Source organism: Fischerella thermalis PCC 7521, assembly GCF_000317225.1.
In the GTDB taxonomy this organism is placed as follows: domain Bacteria; phylum Cyanobacteriota; class Cyanobacteriia; order Cyanobacteriales; family Nostocaceae; genus Fischerella; species Fischerella thermalis.
This window is the reverse complement of the sequence record NZ_AJLL01000091.1, coordinates 22,382-41,268: the sequence shown is the minus strand read 5'-3', so window position 1 is coordinate 41,268 and position 18,887 is coordinate 22,382. Positions and strand designations below refer to the sequence as shown.

The 18,887-nt window shown below is 40.0% G+C and carries 14 protein-coding genes; 10 read left to right on the top strand and 4 right to left on the bottom strand.

The genetic code is table 11. The annotated features are described in order from the left end of the window. The 10 genes from UYK_RS0119970 to UYK_RS0119925 all read left to right on the top strand — a co-directional run. The coding region (locus tag UYK_RS0119970; protein WP_016872030.1) for a KR prefix domain-containing protein at positions 1 to 1,924 on the top strand (1,924 nt) is incomplete at its 5' end. A 110-nt stretch (positions 1,925 to 2,034) separates the two neighbouring features. Continuing rightward, on the top strand, positions 2,035 to 2,802 hold the full coding sequence (locus UYK_RS0119965) for a class I SAM-dependent methyltransferase (RefSeq protein ID WP_009454438.1): 768 nt from the start codon (positions 2,035 to 2,037) through the stop codon (positions 2,800 to 2,802). A 242-nt stretch (positions 2,803 to 3,044) separates the two neighbouring features. Beyond that, positions 3,045 to 7,160, top strand: coding sequence for a non-ribosomal peptide synthetase (locus UYK_RS0119960; protein ID WP_016872029.1), 4,116 nt, complete (start codon positions 3,045 to 3,047; stop codon positions 7,158 to 7,160). A 280-nt stretch (positions 7,161 to 7,440) separates the two neighbouring features. Further along, the gene (locus tag UYK_RS0119955) at positions 7,441 to 8,820 is read left to right on the top strand and encodes a cytochrome P450 (protein WP_009454434.1); all 1,380 of its coding nucleotides are present in this window, start codon (positions 7,441 to 7,443) and stop codon (positions 8,818 to 8,820) included. A gap of 45 nt (positions 8,821 to 8,865) precedes the next feature. Next, entirely contained in the window at positions 8,866 to 9,756 is an 891-nt protein-coding gene (locus UYK_RS0119950; protein ID WP_009454432.1) for an SDR family oxidoreductase, read from the top strand. Positions 9,757 to 9,863: 107 nt separating this feature from the next. Continuing rightward, the gene (locus UYK_RS0119945) at positions 9,864 to 10,076 is read left to right on the top strand and encodes a hypothetical protein (RefSeq protein ID WP_009454431.1); all 213 of its coding nucleotides are present in this window, start codon (positions 9,864 to 9,866) and stop codon (positions 10,074 to 10,076) included. Positions 10,077 to 10,085: 9 nt separating this feature from the next. Next, positions 10,086 to 11,462: an MATE family efflux transporter gene (locus tag UYK_RS0119940; protein WP_009454430.1), complete on the top strand. Its 1,377-nt coding sequence runs from the start codon at positions 10,086 to 10,088 to the stop codon at positions 11,460 to 11,462. Between the two features lie 170 nt (positions 11,463 to 11,632). Further along, positions 11,633 to 11,959 (top strand): MbtH domain protein, encoded by a 327-nt coding sequence (locus UYK_RS0119935; RefSeq protein WP_009454429.1) that lies wholly within the window; start codon positions 11,633 to 11,635, stop codon positions 11,957 to 11,959. Between the two features lie 48 nt (positions 11,960 to 12,007). Continuing rightward, positions 12,008 to 12,232: an MbtH family protein gene (locus UYK_RS0119930; protein WP_009454428.1), complete on the top strand. Its 225-nt coding sequence runs from the start codon at positions 12,008 to 12,010 to the stop codon at positions 12,230 to 12,232. Between the two features lie 45 nt (positions 12,233 to 12,277). Next, positions 12,278 to 13,153: an oxidoreductase gene (locus UYK_RS0119925; protein ID WP_009454426.1), complete on the top strand. Its 876-nt coding sequence runs from the start codon at positions 12,278 to 12,280 to the stop codon at positions 13,151 to 13,153. Between the two features lie 249 nt (positions 13,154 to 13,402). Here UYK_RS0119925 and UYK_RS0119920 read toward each other — a convergent pair whose 3' ends face one another. From UYK_RS0119920 to pstC, 4 genes are all read right to left on the bottom strand, one after another. Beyond that, positions 13,403 to 15,568, bottom strand: coding sequence for a PhoX family protein (locus tag UYK_RS0119920; protein WP_016872028.1), 2,166 nt, complete (start codon positions 15,566 to 15,568; stop codon positions 13,403 to 13,405). 554 nt (positions 15,569 to 16,122) lie between these two features. After that, on the bottom strand, positions 16,123 to 16,920 hold the full coding sequence (gene pstB, locus UYK_RS0119915) for a phosphate ABC transporter ATP-binding protein PstB (protein ID WP_009454420.1): 798 nt from the start codon (positions 16,918 to 16,920) through the stop codon (positions 16,123 to 16,125). Between the two features lie 67 nt (positions 16,921 to 16,987). Continuing rightward, entirely contained in the window at positions 16,988 to 17,920 is a 933-nt protein-coding gene (pstA, locus tag UYK_RS0119910; RefSeq protein WP_009454418.1) for a phosphate ABC transporter permease PstA, read from the bottom strand. Continuing rightward, positions 17,917 to 18,855, bottom strand: a complete 939-nt coding sequence (gene pstC / locus UYK_RS0119905) for a phosphate ABC transporter permease subunit PstC (protein ID WP_009454417.1) — start codon at positions 18,853 to 18,855, stop codon at positions 17,917 to 17,919. Before pstC ends, pstA begins: the two co-directional genes overlap by 4 nt. Between the last annotated feature and the right edge of the window lie 32 nt (positions 18,856 to 18,887).

The window sequence follows — 18,887 nt, the reverse complement described above, 5'->3', positions numbered from 1 at the left end:
TGCTAAATCACCACTACCTTCTTCAACTGACAACTCTGTAACATTAGAGACAAAACAAAATATTGCTGACTGGTTTTACATTCCTTCATGGAAACGTTCATTGCTACCTCAATCTTGTAGGAAATCAGCAGATGAGAAATGGCTTTTGTTTATTGATGAATGTGGATTGGGTTGCGAGTTAGCTAACAGATTAAAAAAACAAGGAAAAAATGTTACTACGGTGAAGGTGGGAGAAAAGTTCACCAAACTAAGTGAAGGGATTTATACAATTAATCCCTACAATTATGAGGATTATGATACTCTGCTGACAGAACTAATAGCCCTAAATGAAACTCCCCAAAATATTGCCTATTTATGGAGCATCAGTAGCTTGGATACTCCTAAATTAGGTGATTTTTTAGAATTCAAAAGTTTGCTATTTTTAATACAAACCCTTGATAAACAAAAAATTACTGAGCGTTTGCAAATTTGGGTTGTATCCAACCAAATCCAAGAGGTTAATGGTAATGAAACTCTCGATCCAGAAAAAGCAACGGTGTTGGGGTTGTGTAAGGTTATTCCTCAAGAGTATCCTAATATTATCTGCCGGAATATAGATTTTGTTTTAAAGGATAGTCGAGATTTTAATAGTAATATATTAGATCAATTACTAAGTGAATTCTCGGCTTTATCATCTGATACGGTTGTTGCTTATCGCCACAACTACCGTTGGGTACAAGTATTTGAACCAGTACACTTATCAGCAGTTGAAGAAAATACCCCACTGAGAAAACACGGTGTTTACCTGTTTCCTGGTGGATTGGATAGTTTTGGAGTTGTGATAGCAAAATATCTCGCAAAAACTCTCCAAGCAAAACTCATATTTATCGATGATTCTACTTTTCCAGAAAAGGATGAGTACTTGCAATGGCTAGAAACTCACACTCAAGAAGATGAAGTGAGTGGCAAAATTAGCAAATTGCAAGCATTAGAGGAATTAGGTGCAAAAGTTTTAGTGGTACGTGCAGATCCAACTAATTCTGAACAAATGTATCACAGCCTTTCACCGGAGAATATTGGTCAAATTCATGGGGTGATTTATTCAACTGGAATCACGCGCGAAAATGTATTTTGCTCAATACCAGAAATTGGTAAAACCGACCTAGAACAACTGCTTGATGCTCAACTTCGTAAGTATGTTGTATTAGAACAAGTTTTACAAAATAGAAAGTTAGATTTTTGTATCATATTTTCTTCTTTATCTTCCATTTTGGGAGGATTTGGGTTAGGTTTATACTCAGGAATTAATCAGTTAACTGATTCTTTTACCCAAAGACATAATCAAACAAATTCTTTTCCTTGGATTTCCATTAATTGGGATAAGTTACAACTCAATGCAATCCAAGAACAAAAAACACTTGGACAGACATCTGGGGTAGAATTAGCGATCACCGAGACTGAAAGTGTAGAAGTATTTAAACGGGTATTCTCTATAGGAGAGGGAACTCAGGTTGTTGTTTCTACGATAGATTTAAAAGCCAGATGGGAACATACATTTAAACTGGACTTAGATCCAAAATCTTTTAATCAAGGAGTCTGTTCGTCTCGCTATTCGCGACCTAATCTGAGTAATTCTTATATTGCTCCAACTAACGAGTTAGAAAAACAAATTACCGAAATTTGGCAAGAAGTTCTCGGGATTGCACAAGTTGGTATTTATGACAATTTCTACGAGTTGGGAGGAGATTCTCTGATTGCTACTCAATTGGTTTCTCGATTGCGAGCAAAATTTCCAGTAGAGTTACCATTACGTGAGCTTTTACTACAAGCAATGATACCTATCAAGCAGGCAGAAATGATTGAGCAGCTTTTGATGGAAAAAATTGAAGAGTTATCTGAGGAAGAGGTAGAAATTCTTTTGGCGAACCAGGGGGGTGTTGATTGAGAATTAGCATCATTGGGGTAAAGGGTTGTGTAAAATGTAGTTTTTTTAAACGCAGAGGAACGCGGAGTATTTTGATCAACTTTTGTAGTGAGAAATAGGAGATTCAGTTTATGCTTTTGGTTACAAATCCTCCAAATTATGATTCTATTGCCCGGTTACAAAATGAATTTAAGAGTCCAGATGAAGTTGTAGTAGAAGCTATCATTCCTGCTTTAGAGCAAATACTTTTACCACATATTCCTGAGGGAGGGCGTATTCTCGATCTTGGTTGTGGTAGCGCTCAGTTGGTACATCAGCTTCAGATCAGAGGATATGAAATGACTGGACTTGATGCTTCTGAGGCGCTGTTACGCTATGCTCGAACAAATGCACCTGAAAGTGAATTTATCCTTGGTGATATACGTGATTTTAAGTTAACACAAACCTTCGATGCGGTTTTTTCCAAAGATGTTTTACTCTTTATTCTAAGTATTGAAGAATTGACAGCTGTTTTTCAAAATGTTTATGCTGCGCTGTGGGATGATGGTTTATTTGTGTTCACTATACCAATAACAGATTGGTTGCATGATATTGCTCAACAAAAAAGTTTCAATCATGTCTATGTTAATGATGAATGTGCTTTTATTGAATTATTTGATTATAAACCGGAAGAAAGGATGTGGGAAATCAAAGTCACTGGTTTTGAGTTGGTAGAAGGTATTTGGAAGCGTTCTGATACAACTTGGTTAAGAAAGGATTACTTTTTAGCGGAAGTTCAATCAGTTTTAGAAAAGGTGGGATTTACAGAATTAGCTCATTACAATATTAAAGATTTTGGGGGTAGTGAGGAAGCTGGAATGGCTTGTTTTGTTTGTCAGAAAAAATCTTTGACGCAATAACGAGTCATGAAAGAATAAAACCGCAGAGGCACAGAGGACACAGAGAGGGACACAGAGAGAATAAAGAGAAGGAAAAAATTACTTAACTGACCTGTATTGCCCTTTGAATATCTATCTGTGTACCCTGCGGGAAGCCGCCCTTACGGGCGTCGACATCGCCTTGCATCGGTGTTCGTTTTTTATCTATCTTGTAATGTATCGAATAAATTCAAAATAGCTATTAATAAATACTAACTATTAACATGAATAAAAAATCTTCTAATTTATCACCTGCAAAAAAAGCCCTTCTAGAAAAATGGAAGGGAGGCAAATTTCGGGCTGATACTATCCCTAAACGTAACAATTCTAATAACATTCCTTTGTCTTTCTGCCAACAAAGACTATGGTTTATTGACCAACTTTATCACGGAAGTTCTTTCTACAATATCCCCAGTGCATTTCATTTAAAAGGGCTACTTAATATTACGGCACTCCAGCAAAGTCTGAATGAAATTCTTAGACGTCATGAAGTTTGGCGTACGAATTTTGTGCTTGTAAATGAACAGCCTGTTCAGCAAATTGCATCGGAATTAATTTGGGAGTTACCCATCATCAACCTGGAGCATTTGTCTGGTGCAAATTGGGAAGAAGAGATTAAACAATTTGCGGCACAGGAAGCAAAAAAACCGTTTAATTTAGCTAAGGGACCTCTTGTCAGAGCAACTTTATTGCGTTTGGGTGAAGAGGAACACGTTTTCCTTTTGTCTATGCATCACATTATTACGGATGGATGGTCTGTTGGTGTGTTTATGCAAGAATTGGCAACACTTTATGTAGCTTTCTCTACAGGTCAGCCTTCACCCTTAAGCGAACTCCCCATTCAGTATGCAGACTTTGCTGTTTGGCAACGCGATCGCTTACAAGGTGAGTTGCTGCAAACTCAACTCAATTACTGGAAGCAACAACTGAGCGGTGAATTACCCGTACTACAGTTACCAACAGATCGTCCACGTCCTGCTGTTAGTACTTTTACTGGTGCTAAACAATACTTTAGGTTATCCAAAACCCTGACAGATGCACTGAATCAATTGAGTCAGCAAGAAGATGTGACTTTATTCATGACTCTGCTGGCAGCATTTAATATACTGCTCTACCATTACACAGATCAAGAGGACATTTTAGTTGGTTCTCCCATTGCTAACCGAAACCGAGCGGAATTAGAAGGAATGCTGGGTTTGTTTGTTAATACGTTGGTGTTGCGTAATGATCTCAGTGGCGATCCCAGTTTCCGCGAACTTCTCCATCGCGTGCGTGAGGTGACTCTCAATGCTTATACACATCAAGATTTACCTTTCGAGAAGCTAGTAGAGGAATTGCAACCGGAGCGAGATTTGAGCCGGAATCCACTATATGAAGTGATGTTTGTCCTGCAAAATACGCCGATGTCGATGCAAGAAGTTTCTGGGTTGACTTTGCGTAGTTTGGAGTTCGATAGCGGTACAGCACAGTTGGATATTTTTCTGTCGATGTGTGAATCTCAAGAGGGATTGACAGGGTTTTTAGAGTACAATACAGACCTATTTGATTCAGCAACGATAACTCGATTCATCAACCATTTTCAAGCTTTATTAGAAAGCATTGTTGCCGACCAACAGCAGCGTATTTCACAATTATCACCACTGACTGCCAAAGAGCGAGAGCAACTTTTATTTGGGTGGAATCAAACTAGTGCAGATTATCCCCGAAATACGTCTGTCCATGAATTATTTGAGCAGCAAGTTGAGCGATCGCCTAATGCCATAGCCATAATTAATCAGTCAGAACAGCTTACCTATAAGCAACTCAATCAGCAGGTCAATCAGCTTGCTCATTATTTACGCAAACAAGGTGTCACAAAAGAAACGCTCGTCGCCATTTGTCTAGAACGTGACCTAGAAATGGTTGTGGGAATTCTAGCTATCCTCAAAGCTGGCGGTGCATACCTTCCCCTTGATCCAAGTTATCCAATTGAGCGCTTGAGCTTTATGCTCTCTGATTCTCAAGCGTCATTGGTAATTAGTCATTCGTCATTGGCTAATAGCTTTAGACAAATGACTTTTGACCAAGAACAAGTGAGGCTCATTTATATAGACAATGAATGGGAAATTATTAACCAAGAGAGTCAACAGAACCCAATTAGCATTTATTCAGGTGATCATCTCGCCTATATTATCTACACTTCTGGCTCTACTGGAACTCCTAAAGGTGTGCTGGGAACTCATCGCGGTACAGTGAATGGCTTGCACTGGTTATGGAAAACCTATCCTTTCACACAACAGGAGGTTTGTTGTCAGAAGACAGCTATAAACTTTGTAGATTCAGTGTGGGAGATTTTTGCTCCCCTACTCCAGGGAATTCCGATTGTAATTATCCCGGATGCAATTGTCAAAGACCCACAACTGTTTATAGAAACTCTGGCACACCATAAAGTTACGCGTATTGTACTTGTCCCTTCACTGCTACGCTTACTATTAGATACTTACAGCCATCTTGCTAAGAATCTATCGCATCTCAAACTCTGGATCACAAGTGGAGAGGTGTTGTCTGTTAACTTAGCCAAAACTTTCCGAGAATTGCTACCTGAAGCAAAACTGATCAACCTTTACGGCTCATCGGAAGTTTCTGCCAATGTTACTTACTGTGATCTGAGTTTGTTACCAGATCAACTAACCACGATTCCCATCGGTCGTCCCATTGACAATACTCTGGTCTATGTGTTGAGCAGCTGTTTGCAACCAACTCCTATAGGAGTTGTGGGTGAACTCTATATTGGTGGTGATGGATTGGCAAAAGGTTATCTGCATCGTCCGGAGTTAACTCAAGAAAGATTTATTGATAACCCCTTTGTCCCAGGAACCAAACTTTATAAAACTGGTGACTTGGTACGTTATCTCAATGATGGCAATCTTGAGTTTTTGGGTCGTCGCGATCGCCAGGTAAAAATTCGAGGTTTCCGGGTTGAATTAGGAGAAATTGAGGCAGCGATCGCCAAACATCCATCTATCCGGGAGTCTTTTGTCATCGCCCAGGATCATAATCCAAAAGACCAGCGTCTCATAGCTTATGTAGTTACCAAGCAAGACATTGACATACCACAACTGAGCAACTATTTACAAGAAAAGTTGCCCAATTATATGGTTCCGTCTGCCTTCGTAATTTTGGATGCACTACCGTTAACACCGAATGGCAAAGTAGACAAACTAGCCCTTCCTACAGACGATGTTATCCGACCTCAGGCGATCGCATCTTTTGTGGCTCCTCGGAATTTTACGGAATTGACTTTGGTGAAAATTTGGGAAAATCTCCTCAATACTAATCCGATTGGAGTCACAGATAACTTTTTTGACTTGGGTGGTCACTCATTTTTAGCTGTGCGATTAATGGCTCAAATTTATGATCTATTTGGTCACAATCTTCCCCTATCTACTCTTTTTGAAAATCCCACAATTGAAAAACTAGCTGCGATTGTTAGCCAGCCATTCTATGAGAACTCCGGTTCTCACTTGGTAGAAATCCAGTCTTCTGGTGACAAGATTCCTTTCTTCTGTATGCATGGTGCTGGTGGAGGTATTCGTAACTACTTTAATTTGTCCAGAAGACTTGGTGAGGACTATCCATTTTATGCCTTGGAAGATAACCCCGACCAAGACAAACCTGAAATTATTTCAGTAGAGGAGACAGCAACTCGCTACCTCGAAGAAATTCGTCAGGTACAACCCCATGGTCCTTATCTTTTAGGAGGTTTTTGTTACGGTGGTGTGCTTGCCTTTGAAATGGCACAACAATTGCAAAGGCAAGGTCAAACAGTAGGTTTGCTAGTTGTCATCGACGCTATATTACCGGAAACTGGGGTTAAACCCGGAGAAGATGACGATGCAAAATTCTTACTCCGCATGGCTGAATCGATCAAAACTAACAATAACATCGACTTTTCTGTTGGTTTTGATGAACTTCGAGGTTTACCACTGAATGAGCAACTTCATTTAGTAAATAAAAAAGCAAACTTCATTTTTAGTGATACAGAGATTAAGGATTTTCTCCGCTATTACAAGCTTTTCAAATCTCATGTTCAAGCGATGCGAGATTATGTTCCGCAGGTTTATCCTGACTCCATGACTTTATTTCGAGCTAAGGAGGAAATTGTGCATGACTTTGAAAGTGCAGAATTTAATACTAGTGATCCTTGGCTAGGTTGGGGTAAATATTCTCGCCAACCTATACAGGTTATTGAAGTTCCAGGGGATCATTTCTCGATGTTTGTTGAACCTCATATTCAGGAATTAGCCAAACAGCTAAGAATTTGCATTGATCATGCTTTGTTTAATATTGCCAATCACTAATAAGACGTTTGTGAAAGTTTGTACACAACTAAACATGAACTACACCCGTGTTCAAGTTATACCCCCACAGGCGTTAGCGTAGCTCCTCCGTAAGCAGGCTCGCCCACAAGCAGGGAATAAATTAAACGAACACCGATGCACACTGATTAACACCGATGGATTATGAGTTTGCTGTTAAGTTAATCCCCGTTTGCCATTTTCAAGCTATATGTTCACGAGCGATCGCCCACAATGAACGCATGAAAACTTCTTTGCCAATCCCTATTTTCAAGATATACCAATGAAACTGCCCCCAGGACCTAAAACCCCCAGTTGGCTGCTAAATCTGCAATTCGAGGCTAACCCCTTTGGGTATATGGATAATATTTACAGACGCTATGGTGATATTGTCACGATAATGTCTGATTCTACACCAGTAGTCTATGTGAGTAATTCTTTAGGAATAAAGCAGATTTTCTCTAATACCAAAGAGATCTCAGCTAGGGGTGCGTTGAATCAAGATTTTGCTTTAATGACAGGTCAGCAAGGAATACTTCAATTGGATGGCTTGCGCCACAAACATCGGCGCAAACTGTTAATGCCTGCTTTTCACGGTGCTAGGATGCAAGCCTACGGGCGACGTATCTGTGAACTGACAGACAAAATCATGAATCAGCAGGCGATCGCGAAATCTTTTGTTGCCTACCGTACCATAGAAGATATTACTCTGCGGGTGGCTATAGAAGTTGTTTTGGGGTTAGAGGAGGGAGAGCTTTACAATAAGATAAAACTTTTATTGGTTTCTATAGTCAGATATCCCCAATCTCCTTTATATGAGTTCGTGACAAAACTTCCCTGGGGACGACAGGATTTAGGTCGGTGGAGTCCAAGGGGATATATGCTGCACCTACGGCAAGAACTTTTTGATTTACTGTATGCAGAAGTTAAAAAACGCCGTGAACAAGCAGATCCTTCACGCACCAGCATTCTCAGTGATCTCATATTTGCCCGTGATGAAACAGGCGCAGTTATGAGCGATGAAGAAGTACGCGACCTGCTACTTTCGCCCGTATTTGCTGCTCAGGATGCTTCTGCTACTGCGATCGCTTGGTCATTATACTGGATTCATCGACTGCCGGAAGTTCGCGAGCAACTGCTGCGGGAACTCGATAGCCTTGGTGAATCAAAAGATCCCATGAGCATTATTGAGCTACCCTACCTCAATGCTGTCTGTAATGAAGCTCTAAGAATTTACCCAACTCAATTATTTACATTTCCCAGGTTAGTAGAGTCAGCAGTTGAGGTCATGGGCTATGAGTTGAGTCCAGGTACAGTGTTAATTGGCAATATTTATTTAACTCATCAACAAGAAAATTTATACCCAGAGCCTAAGCAATTTCGACCAGAGCGTTTTCTGAAACAACAATTCTCTCCTTATGAATTTCTTCCCTTTGGTGGCGGTTCTCGTGTTTGTATCGGGGCAACTTTTGCTCTGTTTGAAATGAAACTTGTCTTGGCAACGATTCTTTCACGCTATCAATTAACACTGGTTAGTAAACGACCAGAACGACCCAAGTATGGAAATTTAATTTGTTACCCTGCCAGTGGAGTCAAGATGGTCATGCATGGTCGGCGTCAGCACCAAGGACAATCACAATCATTTGTTGTTGGTTCAGTGTAGCTCTAGAGTTGGTTTTTATATCCATTCATCATAGAGGTAAGGAATATGGTTCAAAGTAAGAAAGGGGCTGTAGTAATTACAGGAACATCCACAGGTCTGGGTCGAGCAACCGCACTCAAGCTTGCCGAACAAGGCTACCGCGTCTTCGCTGGCGTCCGTACAGAAAAAGATGCTGAATCGCTAAAACAAGCTGCATCTGCTGATTTAACACCAATCATCATGGATATCACAAAAGCAGATCAAATTCAATCTGCTTCAGAATTTGTCTCACTAGCGGTTGGCGACGAAGGACTAGTTGGACTAATTAACAACGCAGTTGCAGCAGTAGATGGACCGTTAGAATGTGTGGCGATAGATGAGGCAAGATGGCAATTTGAAGTCAATGTTATCGGTCAAATCGCAGTCACACAAGCATTTTTGCCCATGATCCGCAAAACCAAAGGCCGAATCATCAATATCAGTGCGATTTGTGGCAGATTGGCTCTACCCTATAGAGGACTCTTATCTGCTTCCAAATTTGCGCTGGAGGCAATCACAGATTCATTGCGAATGGAATTACGTTCTAGCGGCATTGAGGTTCTTTCTATCTTACCAGGGGCAATAGTCACCCCAGAACAAGCTGACAAAGTAGAGGCAGGCTATCAGAAAACATTAGCAAATATGTCACCTGAAGCTAAAGCTATATATGGTAAGAATTACAGAATATATATGCAACGGGCAGTAGAGGGAAATCGCAACACAGGTTTATCAGTTGAAAAAGTGACAAATGTCATTTTAGAAGCTATGGAAACTCCCAAACCGAAAAGACAATATTTCGTCGCGGAATCACCTTGGCAACTTAAGCTAAAAGCATTGTACAAAAGATTACTTCCTCACCAGTATTTTTACGATACATTTTATTTTGATAATCTGCGAAAAGCATTGGGGTTGGATTAACGGCATTGCATATTTGCAGGATGTTTAGGAAGTATCCCAAATGTTTGAGTTTATTTTTAAACCCAGAGGTTAATTCCTCACCCCTACTTTGTGCAACCACAATAAACATGCAAACTCAACTCCTGATCACAGACTGTCGTTTTTGCTCACAAATTTCTAAAGCTAATGGATACGCTGCGTCTGATGGTAGTGTGTCAGGTGCTTATGAAGCCAGAGTAGAAGCTTGTGGTGAGGTTATGAGTGCATTCAACTCAGCCAAACAGATGCAGTTAGAAGTTGTGAAGCAATATTGTGTTAGCGCTTTAGTCAAGGTTGAGTAAACAGTAAAAATGACTCTACAAAAACAATCTCAAGTCACAAACGAAATCCTCCAAGGCAATATCTTTAAGCTGATGTTTAAGTTATCAATTCCTAGTATTCTGGGAATATTGATGCTGAGCTTAAATACTTTTTTTGATGCTTTATTTGCAGGTCAATTTATTGGTACAAATGCCCTGGCAGGTATTTCACTGGCATTACCACTCACAGGTATAGTAGATGGATTTGCTCTTTTAATTGGAGTAGGGTCTGCTTCTGTTCTCAGTCGAGCGATTGGTGCTGGAGATATCAAAACTCAGTCCAAATTATTTGGCAATTTGATGCTAATGGGTATTGTGGTTTCCTTTTTTATCACAATTCTTGGTTATAGTTTTGGCGAAGAATTAATTGTATTCATGGGGGGAAGTGGCGAAGTTACTGCTGCTGGCACAGAATATTTTAAAATTTATATACTAGGTTCAATCTTTTATATCCTAGCGTTATCTTCTAGCGAGCTTATTAAGGCAGAAGGGAAAATCAGACTAGCAACCGGGTTTGAACTGACTTTTGTCCTGATTAACATCATCTTAAATTCTATATTTATTACTGTCTTTAATTGGGATATTGCGGGAATCGCGATCGCTACAGTTATTGCGATGGTTTTTTATAGTATTTTCAACTTCACTTATTTTTTTTCTGGTAAAAGTTCTACCCCGATTAATCTCAAAAAGTTAGCTATAGCAATAGATTTACTACCTGCAATATTTTCCGTAGGAATATCATCGCTACTTTTCCCAATCATGGGGTTTGTTCAAAATTTTGTGGTTTATCAATCAATTTCTTATTATGGAACAAATAACGATATTGCCTTTTTCGGAGCCACAGTCAGATTAACTTCATTTTTCCTCATTCCCTTATACGGAATTGCACAAGCCTTGCAACCGATAATCGGTATAAATTATGGAGCTAAAAATTATCATCGACTCAAGAAAGCCTACTTAACTTTTGCTGCAATGGGTGTGATTTTATTAATATTAATTTGGCTGCCTTTACAATTATCACCAAAAACATTTCTTTGGTTACTTTTACCAGATGTGATTTTTACAAAAAATGATATATTCAATTTTAGAATTCTCAGTTTATTAATACCAATATGGCCTTTAGCAATTTTTGGTAATACCCTCTTTCAATCTATAGGTAAAGGTAAGATTGTCGTCACAGTAATTTTATTAAGGAGTCTACTTTTATTTTTGCCATTTGTACTCCTTATGTCAAAAATATTAGGTTTAATTGGTATATACTATGGCATATTCTTGACAGAGTTTTTAGTTGGAATAATTGCTTTGATATTAATATGTTTAGAATTTAGAGCTTTCAGTCAAATAACAAATGAAAAATTAAGTTTATAAATTTTGAATAGCAAGAGTTTGAGTCAATACTTGGGCAAAATATCTCTCCAACTCTTATTCCTCCGCGGTTTTATTCTTCCGTGATTTGTGCGTAAATCCTATGAGTTTGAGATTCTAGTCTACAAAACTGTACAAATACAAGCATTCACAAATGAAAGGGAGACACTTGCATGAATGAGTTAGTGCAGCGATTGTCAGAAGGAGAACATCCTGTTGAAGCAAGTTTACGACCTGAAAAAACAGCTACAGCACTCAAAGAAAGTATTGACCGGGGGTATGTACATATTAAATTCACTGATACTAGGGGAGGTACTGATTTAGGTGTCAGACTCGACCGAGAAGCATCTAATTTTAATGAAGCTGACTTTGAGCATCAAACAGGGAAGGTTCAGCTAGTTGGTAATTTGACTTTGAACTACGTGAAAGTTCGATGTATTGCAGATATTGACCTAGCAACTTTAGAAGGTAAGGGATACCTGGAACCAGTGGAAGCGTGAAAGCTCTGGTCTTAGGAATTGCAGTTTAGCGATAACAGGAGAAAAATTATGTACCAAGACGACAAAGAAGACACAACCATTTACAAAGTCGTAGTCAATCACGAAGAACAGTATTCCATTTGGCCAAGCGATCGCGAAAATCCCCTTGGTTGGACAAATGTTGGTAAAAGTGGTTCCAAACAAGAATGTCTAGATTACATCAAAGAAGTCTGGACTGACATGAGACCGCTTAGTCTCCGGCAAAAGATGGCAGAATCTGGACGTAACATTTAGTACTTGGTCAATTTCAAGAAGCTTGTTAGAAATGGAGATTTCCTTATGGTAGCCTCGTCTGTTTCTCAGGCACGGGTATGGTTTATCACTGGTAGCTCAAGGGGTTTGGGTCGAGTGTTGGCAGAAACATTGCTTGAGCGAGGTGAAAGAGTGGTTCTCACCGCACGGAACCCACAGCAGGTAGAAGATTTAGCAGCAAAGTATCCAAGTTGTGCATTAGCAGTGCGACTTGATGTCACAAAACCTGAACAGGTGCGAGAAGCCGTAAAACAAGCAATTGCCAATTTTGGACGCATTGATGTACTAGTCAACAATGCCGGATATTCAACTGTGGGGACAATAGAAGAAGTTAGTGATGACGCGGTTCGCCATCTGTTTGAAGCAAACTTTTTTGGTGTCTTAGAAATGCTGCGAGCAGTGCTACCTCATATGCGACAGCAACGCAGTGGACACATCCTCAATATTTCATCAATGCTTTGTTTTGCAGCTAGTGCTACCAATGGATTTTATTCTAGTAGCAAACTTGCACTAGAAGGAATTTCCGGAGCATTAGCTAATGAAGTTGCACCCTTTGGTATCAAAGTCACCATAGTTGAACCTGGTGCATTCCGTACAGATTTTATCACGCGTTCTGTTGTCGTAACTGACACCCACATTGAGGACTATAAGGCATCAATTGGTGATATACGTCAGCAGTTGCGGAATGCCGATCACGATAAACTCGGTGATCCTAAGAAAGCATCACTGGCAATGATTCAAGTAGTTGATAGCGATAATCCACCAATGAGATTGGCACTGGGAGCAGATGCAGTCGATCTTATTGATGGCGCATTGGAGTTTATTAAAGCAGAACTAGATGCTTGGAAAGAAGTAGCTGTAAATACTGCCTTTAAAGAAATTGTAGTGGGGGGAAAAACCTAAGTTGCTGGTAGTTCGTCAAGCTAGATTTAAGCACAATGAAGCTAGACGTTCTCATGATTAATATCATATCTGTGAAGACCGGTAATTGGTAATGGGTAATAGGTAATGGGAAAAATCTCTTGCCCAATGCCCAACTGCATCAGAATAATATCGTAAGTAATTAGCCAGAATTGATATAATACCGTGCTTAAAAAATGAGACGTTGCATAGCAACGTCCACACATTGATTATTGGTTGGAAAATACTAAATTACAACCCACCAATAACACCGCCGTCATTGCGGGTAATCACTACCGTTGCAGAACGTGGGCGACCAGATGGGCCATAGCCTTGAGTATGAGGCCAATTGCTTGTCAGCGTGGGATTTGAGGCATTACCACTATCACCAGGGTGCTGGATGTTGACAAACATCGCTTTACCATCGGGTGTAGTGATGACACCAGTTACCTCACAATCCATAGGGCTAGTTAAGAAAAGCTTAACCTGTTTGGTGTTAGGGTCAGCACACAACATCGTGTTACTACCAATGTTTGCTAAGTCACCACGACCATCACCTGCATGGTCAGTTTGAATCCACAAGCGACCGAAGTCATCAAACCACAAACCATCGGGTGAACTGAGGTCATCACCTTGAATATTACCCTGAAGATTTGGTTCGGGTCTAGTTTTGTCACCAGCTTCAATGAAAATATCCCATTTGAAGGTAGTTGCTGCAACACTGCGTCCATCTTCACGCCAACGAATAATATGACCATAGCGGTTATCAGGACGGGGGTTAGCAGCATCTACGGGAGGACGCGCACTACCCCCTGCTGTTGTGCCGTCTGGATTATTAGAAGAGGGTGGATTTGTGCCACGACGAGTATTATTGGTCAGTGTGCAATAAACTTCAATCTCTTTATACCCACCAATCTGAGGACGCACTGCTGTCCACTCTGGTCTATCCATCATGGTTGCACCAACTCTATCCGCAGCCTGACGTGTCTTCACCAATACTTCAGCTTGGCTTCTAAAACCATTTTCAGGTGTCAGACCGTTTTGACCATATACAAGAGGTAGCCACTCACCAGTACCGTTGTCATTAAATTTGGCGACGTATAGAATACCGTTGTCGAGTAAATCGCGGTTAGAAGCAGGATTTCCAGGTCTTAAGGGCTGAGCGCAAACAAATTTGTAAATGTATTCGTTGCGTTCATCGTCACCCATGTAGAAAGCAACACGGTGATTGTCATCAACAACAACCTGGGCGCTTTCATGCTTGAATCGTCCCAATGCTGTGCGCTTGATTGGTTTGCTTTGGGGGTCGTATGGATCAATCTCAACTACCCAACCAAATAAATGAGGTTCAAGGGGGTTGGTACGGTTGTTGAAGCGTGGATCAACCTCATGCCAGCGATAGTTAAACCCGTCAGCAGAAAGACCGTAACGATTTTGTCCTGCTAGAATCTCTGAATCTTCAATGCCTGAAGTAGAGGCTAAAGGTTCGCCACCGTTACCGAAGTAACCGTTCCAATTCTCTTCACAGGTTAAATAAGTACCCCAAGGTGTGTAGCCGTGGGCGCAGTTGTTGAGTGTACCATAAGCGGTGTAGCCATCATTTATCCCAATTTCAAAAGATCCTTGTGGGGTGATGTCAAACTTCTTCGACTTCAACAACGCACTGCCAGCAGCAGGCCCAGAAACTCGCATCTCTGTGTTAGCAGTAATACGACGACCATAAGAAGAGTTAGGATTGTAAGTCCAATCACTGCCCTTCTTGGAAATTTCAACAACAGACACACCATGAGCAGCCTGAGATTTCCGCACCTTGGCAATTGTGACCGGACTCAAACCTTCAAAACCATGCAGAATCGATTCCTGGGTATATTCATGGTTCACACACAACAAGCCGGTATTGATTGGCCGATTTAAAAAGCGTCTTAACGATCTTGCTTGTGAACTGACTGTCCGACCAACAACCTTTCTTGGTGATAAGGGGAAGTAGTGCATCCCATCAGCGTGCATCCCAAACTGCTTTTCTTGAGCAGCTGCATCTTGAGAAGCATCTGCTAGCCAAGTTGGTGCGTCAGGGATGATTGGATCTCCCCAAGCAACCAACACTTTCACTGTATAACCTTCAGGAACACTGACAAGATCCTTTTCTAGAAGTCCTGTTGCTGGGTTGAGTAAATTTGGTGGAATACTTTTGAAGCCAATACCACCAAATCCAGTTCCCTTGGGAATTGGAACTGCTTCAACACTTTGCAGAAAGCCACCGACAGAAACTTCGCCTACAACGGTTAACACTGATGCACTGGCTGCTGTGAAGATGAACTTACGACGACTCATACTCACGCGGTCAATCACATCACAAATCGATTCGTTACAGGATGGATTGAGGGTTACATTATTTTTAGGGTGAAAGCGTCCTTTCATTCTCAGTTCTCCGTTTAAGGCTTGCGGAATTGCGCTTCAATTTATTTTTTTTGCATGAGCAATTTGTTAGGCAAAACTCTATTTTTAACAGTCAATTAATATCAGCAAATGACAAGTTAAGACTGATTAAAATTGCTCAAAAATAAAAAATACTATCATGTATAACTTATCTGGCTATTATTAATAGCAGGTTATGCATTGATTAATTGAATTTGAAAATTCAATTAATCAATAAAACCTGAATGTCTTTTCTACTGATTTAAACACAGAATATTTAGATAAATTATTTGATAGTAAATAAACACAGTCTAAATTAAATTTATTTTCAAATAAAAATTAAAAGAGAAAAGCGATCGCTGCTAGATGCCCATCTAGATGCGCTCGCTTAAACTGTTTACTACAGATAAATATAGTAACATGGTTATTGAAAGTTAAGCAATCAATGTAGATGCTAACTTCAATAATTTAATAAGAGTTTTTTGTCAATTTTATGAATAGTAAATGTGACATGATACACCCCTTTTTGTTACTATAAAATAACAAACATTCTATCTTTAACCGAATCTGCCGCTAACATAATCTCGTGTATCTTCCTGCTTAGGATTTTTGAAAATTACCTCTGTTGAACTATATTCGACTAAATATCCACTTTTGCTACCTGTTTCTGTGGCTTGTGCATTAAAAAACGCTGTCTTGTCCGAGACTCGCGCAGCCTGCTGCATATTATGGGTAACGATAATAATGGTGTATTGTTGCTTCAGTTCTTGAAGCAATTCTTCAACCCGCAAAGTTGAAATTGGATCAAGAGCAGAGCAAGGTTCATCCATCAGTAACACTTCTGGTTCAATTGCTAAAGCACGAGCAATACATAGGCGCTGTTGCTGTCCACCAGATAGAGATAGACCGCTTTGCTTGAGTTTATCTTTAACTTCGTTCCATAAAGCAGCTTGCCGCAAACTCCGCTCTACTAATTCATCCATGTCACCGCGATAACCATTTACTCTTGCTCCAAAAGCAATATTTTCATAAATTGATTTTGGGAAAGGATTAGGTTTTTGAAATACCATACCAACTCGACGGCGTAGAGCTATTGAGTCCATTTTAGCTATATCTTTATCTTCAAAGGTAATTCTGCCCTCAATACGTGCGCCAGGAATTAAATCATTCAAGCGGTTAAAGCATCTTAGTACAGTGCTTTTACCACAACCAGAAGGGCCAATAAAAGCTGTGATTTTGTTTCTGCTGATGTCTAGGTTAACATCACGAACCGCCTTAAAATTACCATAGAAAACAGATAATTGTTCAGTTCGCAATATATATTCAGAAGTAGCTATTTTTGAGTTGATTACCATCTGCAATTTTCACTAAATCGACAGTATTAAGGTTTGCTCGAAGTGCCAAAGTTAATCGTAGGTTAAATTATCCGCGTGCCTTCTGAAATTTATTACGTAATACAATCGCTGTTGTATTCATAAGTAGCAGCAAAATCATCAAAACAATAATTGCAGCAGCAGCATTAGTATGAAATTCTGGCTGAGGACGGGAAACCCAGTTATAAATTTGAATTGGTAATGCTGTAAATGGACTTTGCAAACCTTTTAAAGAAAGTTCAGGAACAAAAGCAATGAAAGTCAAAGCTCCAATTGTAATTAGAGAAGCAGTTTCACCAATTGCTCGTGAAAGGGCTAAAATTGTGCCAGTGAGAATCCCTGGTAAAGCGAGGGGAAAAACTTGTATTCTGATTACCTGCCATTTAGTTGCACCCAACGCATAACCTGCTTGTCTGATACTATCAGGAACAGTACGCAATGCTTCACGAGTAGCAATAATAATAACTGGTAAAATCAACAAACTAAGTGTTAATGCACCTGCTAGTACACTACGTCCATTAGTTATGGGAAACATCCAGCGGACAAAAAGTTGCAAACCTAGCAAGCCATAGATAATTGATGGTACTGCGGCTAAATTGGCAATATTAATGTCTACAAACCGAGTTAACCAATTGTCAGATGCGTATTCTTCTAAATATATTCCCGCCCCTACTCCTAAAGGAAAAGAGACTAAAGCAACTGTAATTAGCAACCAAATACTACCTACTAGAGGGGACAGTATTCCAGCAGCAGACGGATTGCGAGAAGGATAACTAGTAATGAAAGACCAATTTAATCGAAAAAGCCCATCTCTAAACACAGTGATTAACAAAATTACTAGCATCGCCAACCCGAAAAAAGTTGCTGTCCAAGCTGCAAATTCAAGAATTTTGTCGAGTCTGTAGCGATCAGAGAGAGAGGCATTAAAGTTTGGATTTGCTTCAGAATAATTTTGAAAAGCTTTGGGATCTTGCGCTGTCATTCATATTTCTCCCGGAAACGACGAACAAACCAGTAACTAAAAATATTTAAGGCTAGGGTAATGAGAAACAAAGTCATACCCACCGCAAAAATTGTGTTGTATGCTAGTGAACCTGCTGGCGTATCTCCTTGACTTACCTGGACAATGTAGGCTGTCATTGTTTGAACTGGTACTAGCGGATTGAAACCTAAGCGGGGATTTTGACCCGCAGCAATAGTCACAATCATAGTTTCACCAATGGCACGGGAAATAGACAATATAAAAGAAGCCACTATCCCAGATAAAGCTGCTGGTAATACTACTGAAACTATTGTTTCCCGCTTGGTTGCGCCTAATGCGTAGGAGCCATTCCTTAAACTTTGGGGAACTGCATAGATAGCATCTTCACTTAAGGAAGCCACTAGTGGAATAATCGAAATTCCCAATACTATCCCTGCACTCAAAGCATTGAATCCCTGTAGTCCAGGGATAAATGTTTGCAGAAATGGTGTGACTGTAAGTAGGGCAAAGTAACCAAAAACAACAGTGGGAACCCCAGCTAGAATTTCTAGAGCTGGCTTGAGCCATTTACGAAGTCCAGCAGGAGCATATTCACTCAAACAAACAGCGATTAATAAGCCAACAGGTAATGCTACTGCGATCGCAATTGCAGAAGTAAGCAACGTGGCACTTAACAGTACCATAATTCCAAACTGCTGATTAGCGAATAGAGGTGTCCATTGCGTTTCCGTTAAAAATCGCCCAATAGGTACTTTTTCAAAAAATGAGACTGTCTCAAAAACCAGTGTTAAAACAATACCAATTGTTGTTGCTACTGAAATAAAAGCAAACGTTGCAAAAATTGCTTTTACTCCAGCTTCTACTAGCTTATTTAAGCTACGATTAGGCTGCCACAGGCTAGAATCTTTTGGTGTTGAAAGAGGATTGATACTCATTGTTAACACACCGCATAAACTTGAAGTTCCTT

Coding starts and splice junctions, on each gene's coding strand:
- UYK_RS0119940 (WP_009454430.1), top strand. CDS start 10,086: ATGACTCTACAAAAACAATCTCAAGTCACAAACGAAATCCTCCAAGGC.
- UYK_RS0119960 (WP_016872029.1), top strand. CDS start 3,045: ATGAATAAAAAATCTTCTAATTTATCACCTGCAAAAAAAGCCCTTCTA.
- UYK_RS0119935 (WP_009454429.1), top strand. CDS start 11,633: ATGAATGAGTTAGTGCAGCGATTGTCAGAAGGAGAACATCCTGTTGAA.
- UYK_RS0119925 (WP_009454426.1), top strand. CDS start 12,278: ATGGTAGCCTCGTCTGTTTCTCAGGCACGGGTATGGTTTATCACTGGT.
- UYK_RS0119930 (WP_009454428.1), top strand. CDS start 12,008: ATGTACCAAGACGACAAAGAAGACACAACCATTTACAAAGTCGTAGTC.
- UYK_RS0119955 (WP_009454434.1), top strand. CDS start 7,441: ATGAAACTGCCCCCAGGACCTAAAACCCCCAGTTGGCTGCTAAATCTG.
- pstC (WP_009454417.1), bottom strand. CDS start 18,855: ATGAGTATCAATCCTCTTTCAACACCAAAAGATTCTAGCCTGTGGCAG.
- UYK_RS0119950 (WP_009454432.1), top strand. CDS start 8,866: ATGGTTCAAAGTAAGAAAGGGGCTGTAGTAATTACAGGAACATCCACA.
- UYK_RS0119945 (WP_009454431.1), top strand. CDS start 9,864: ATGCAAACTCAACTCCTGATCACAGACTGTCGTTTTTGCTCACAAATT.
- pstA (WP_009454418.1), bottom strand. CDS start 17,920: ATGACAGCGCAAGATCCCAAAGCTTTTCAAAATTATTCTGAAGCAAAT.
- UYK_RS0119920 (WP_016872028.1), bottom strand. CDS start 15,568: ATGAAAGGACGCTTTCACCCTAAAAATAATGTAACCCTCAATCCATCC.
- UYK_RS0119965 (WP_009454438.1), top strand. CDS start 2,035: ATGCTTTTGGTTACAAATCCTCCAAATTATGATTCTATTGCCCGGTTA.
- pstB (WP_009454420.1), bottom strand. CDS start 16,920: ATGGTAATCAACTCAAAAATAGCTACTTCTGAATATATATTGCGAACT.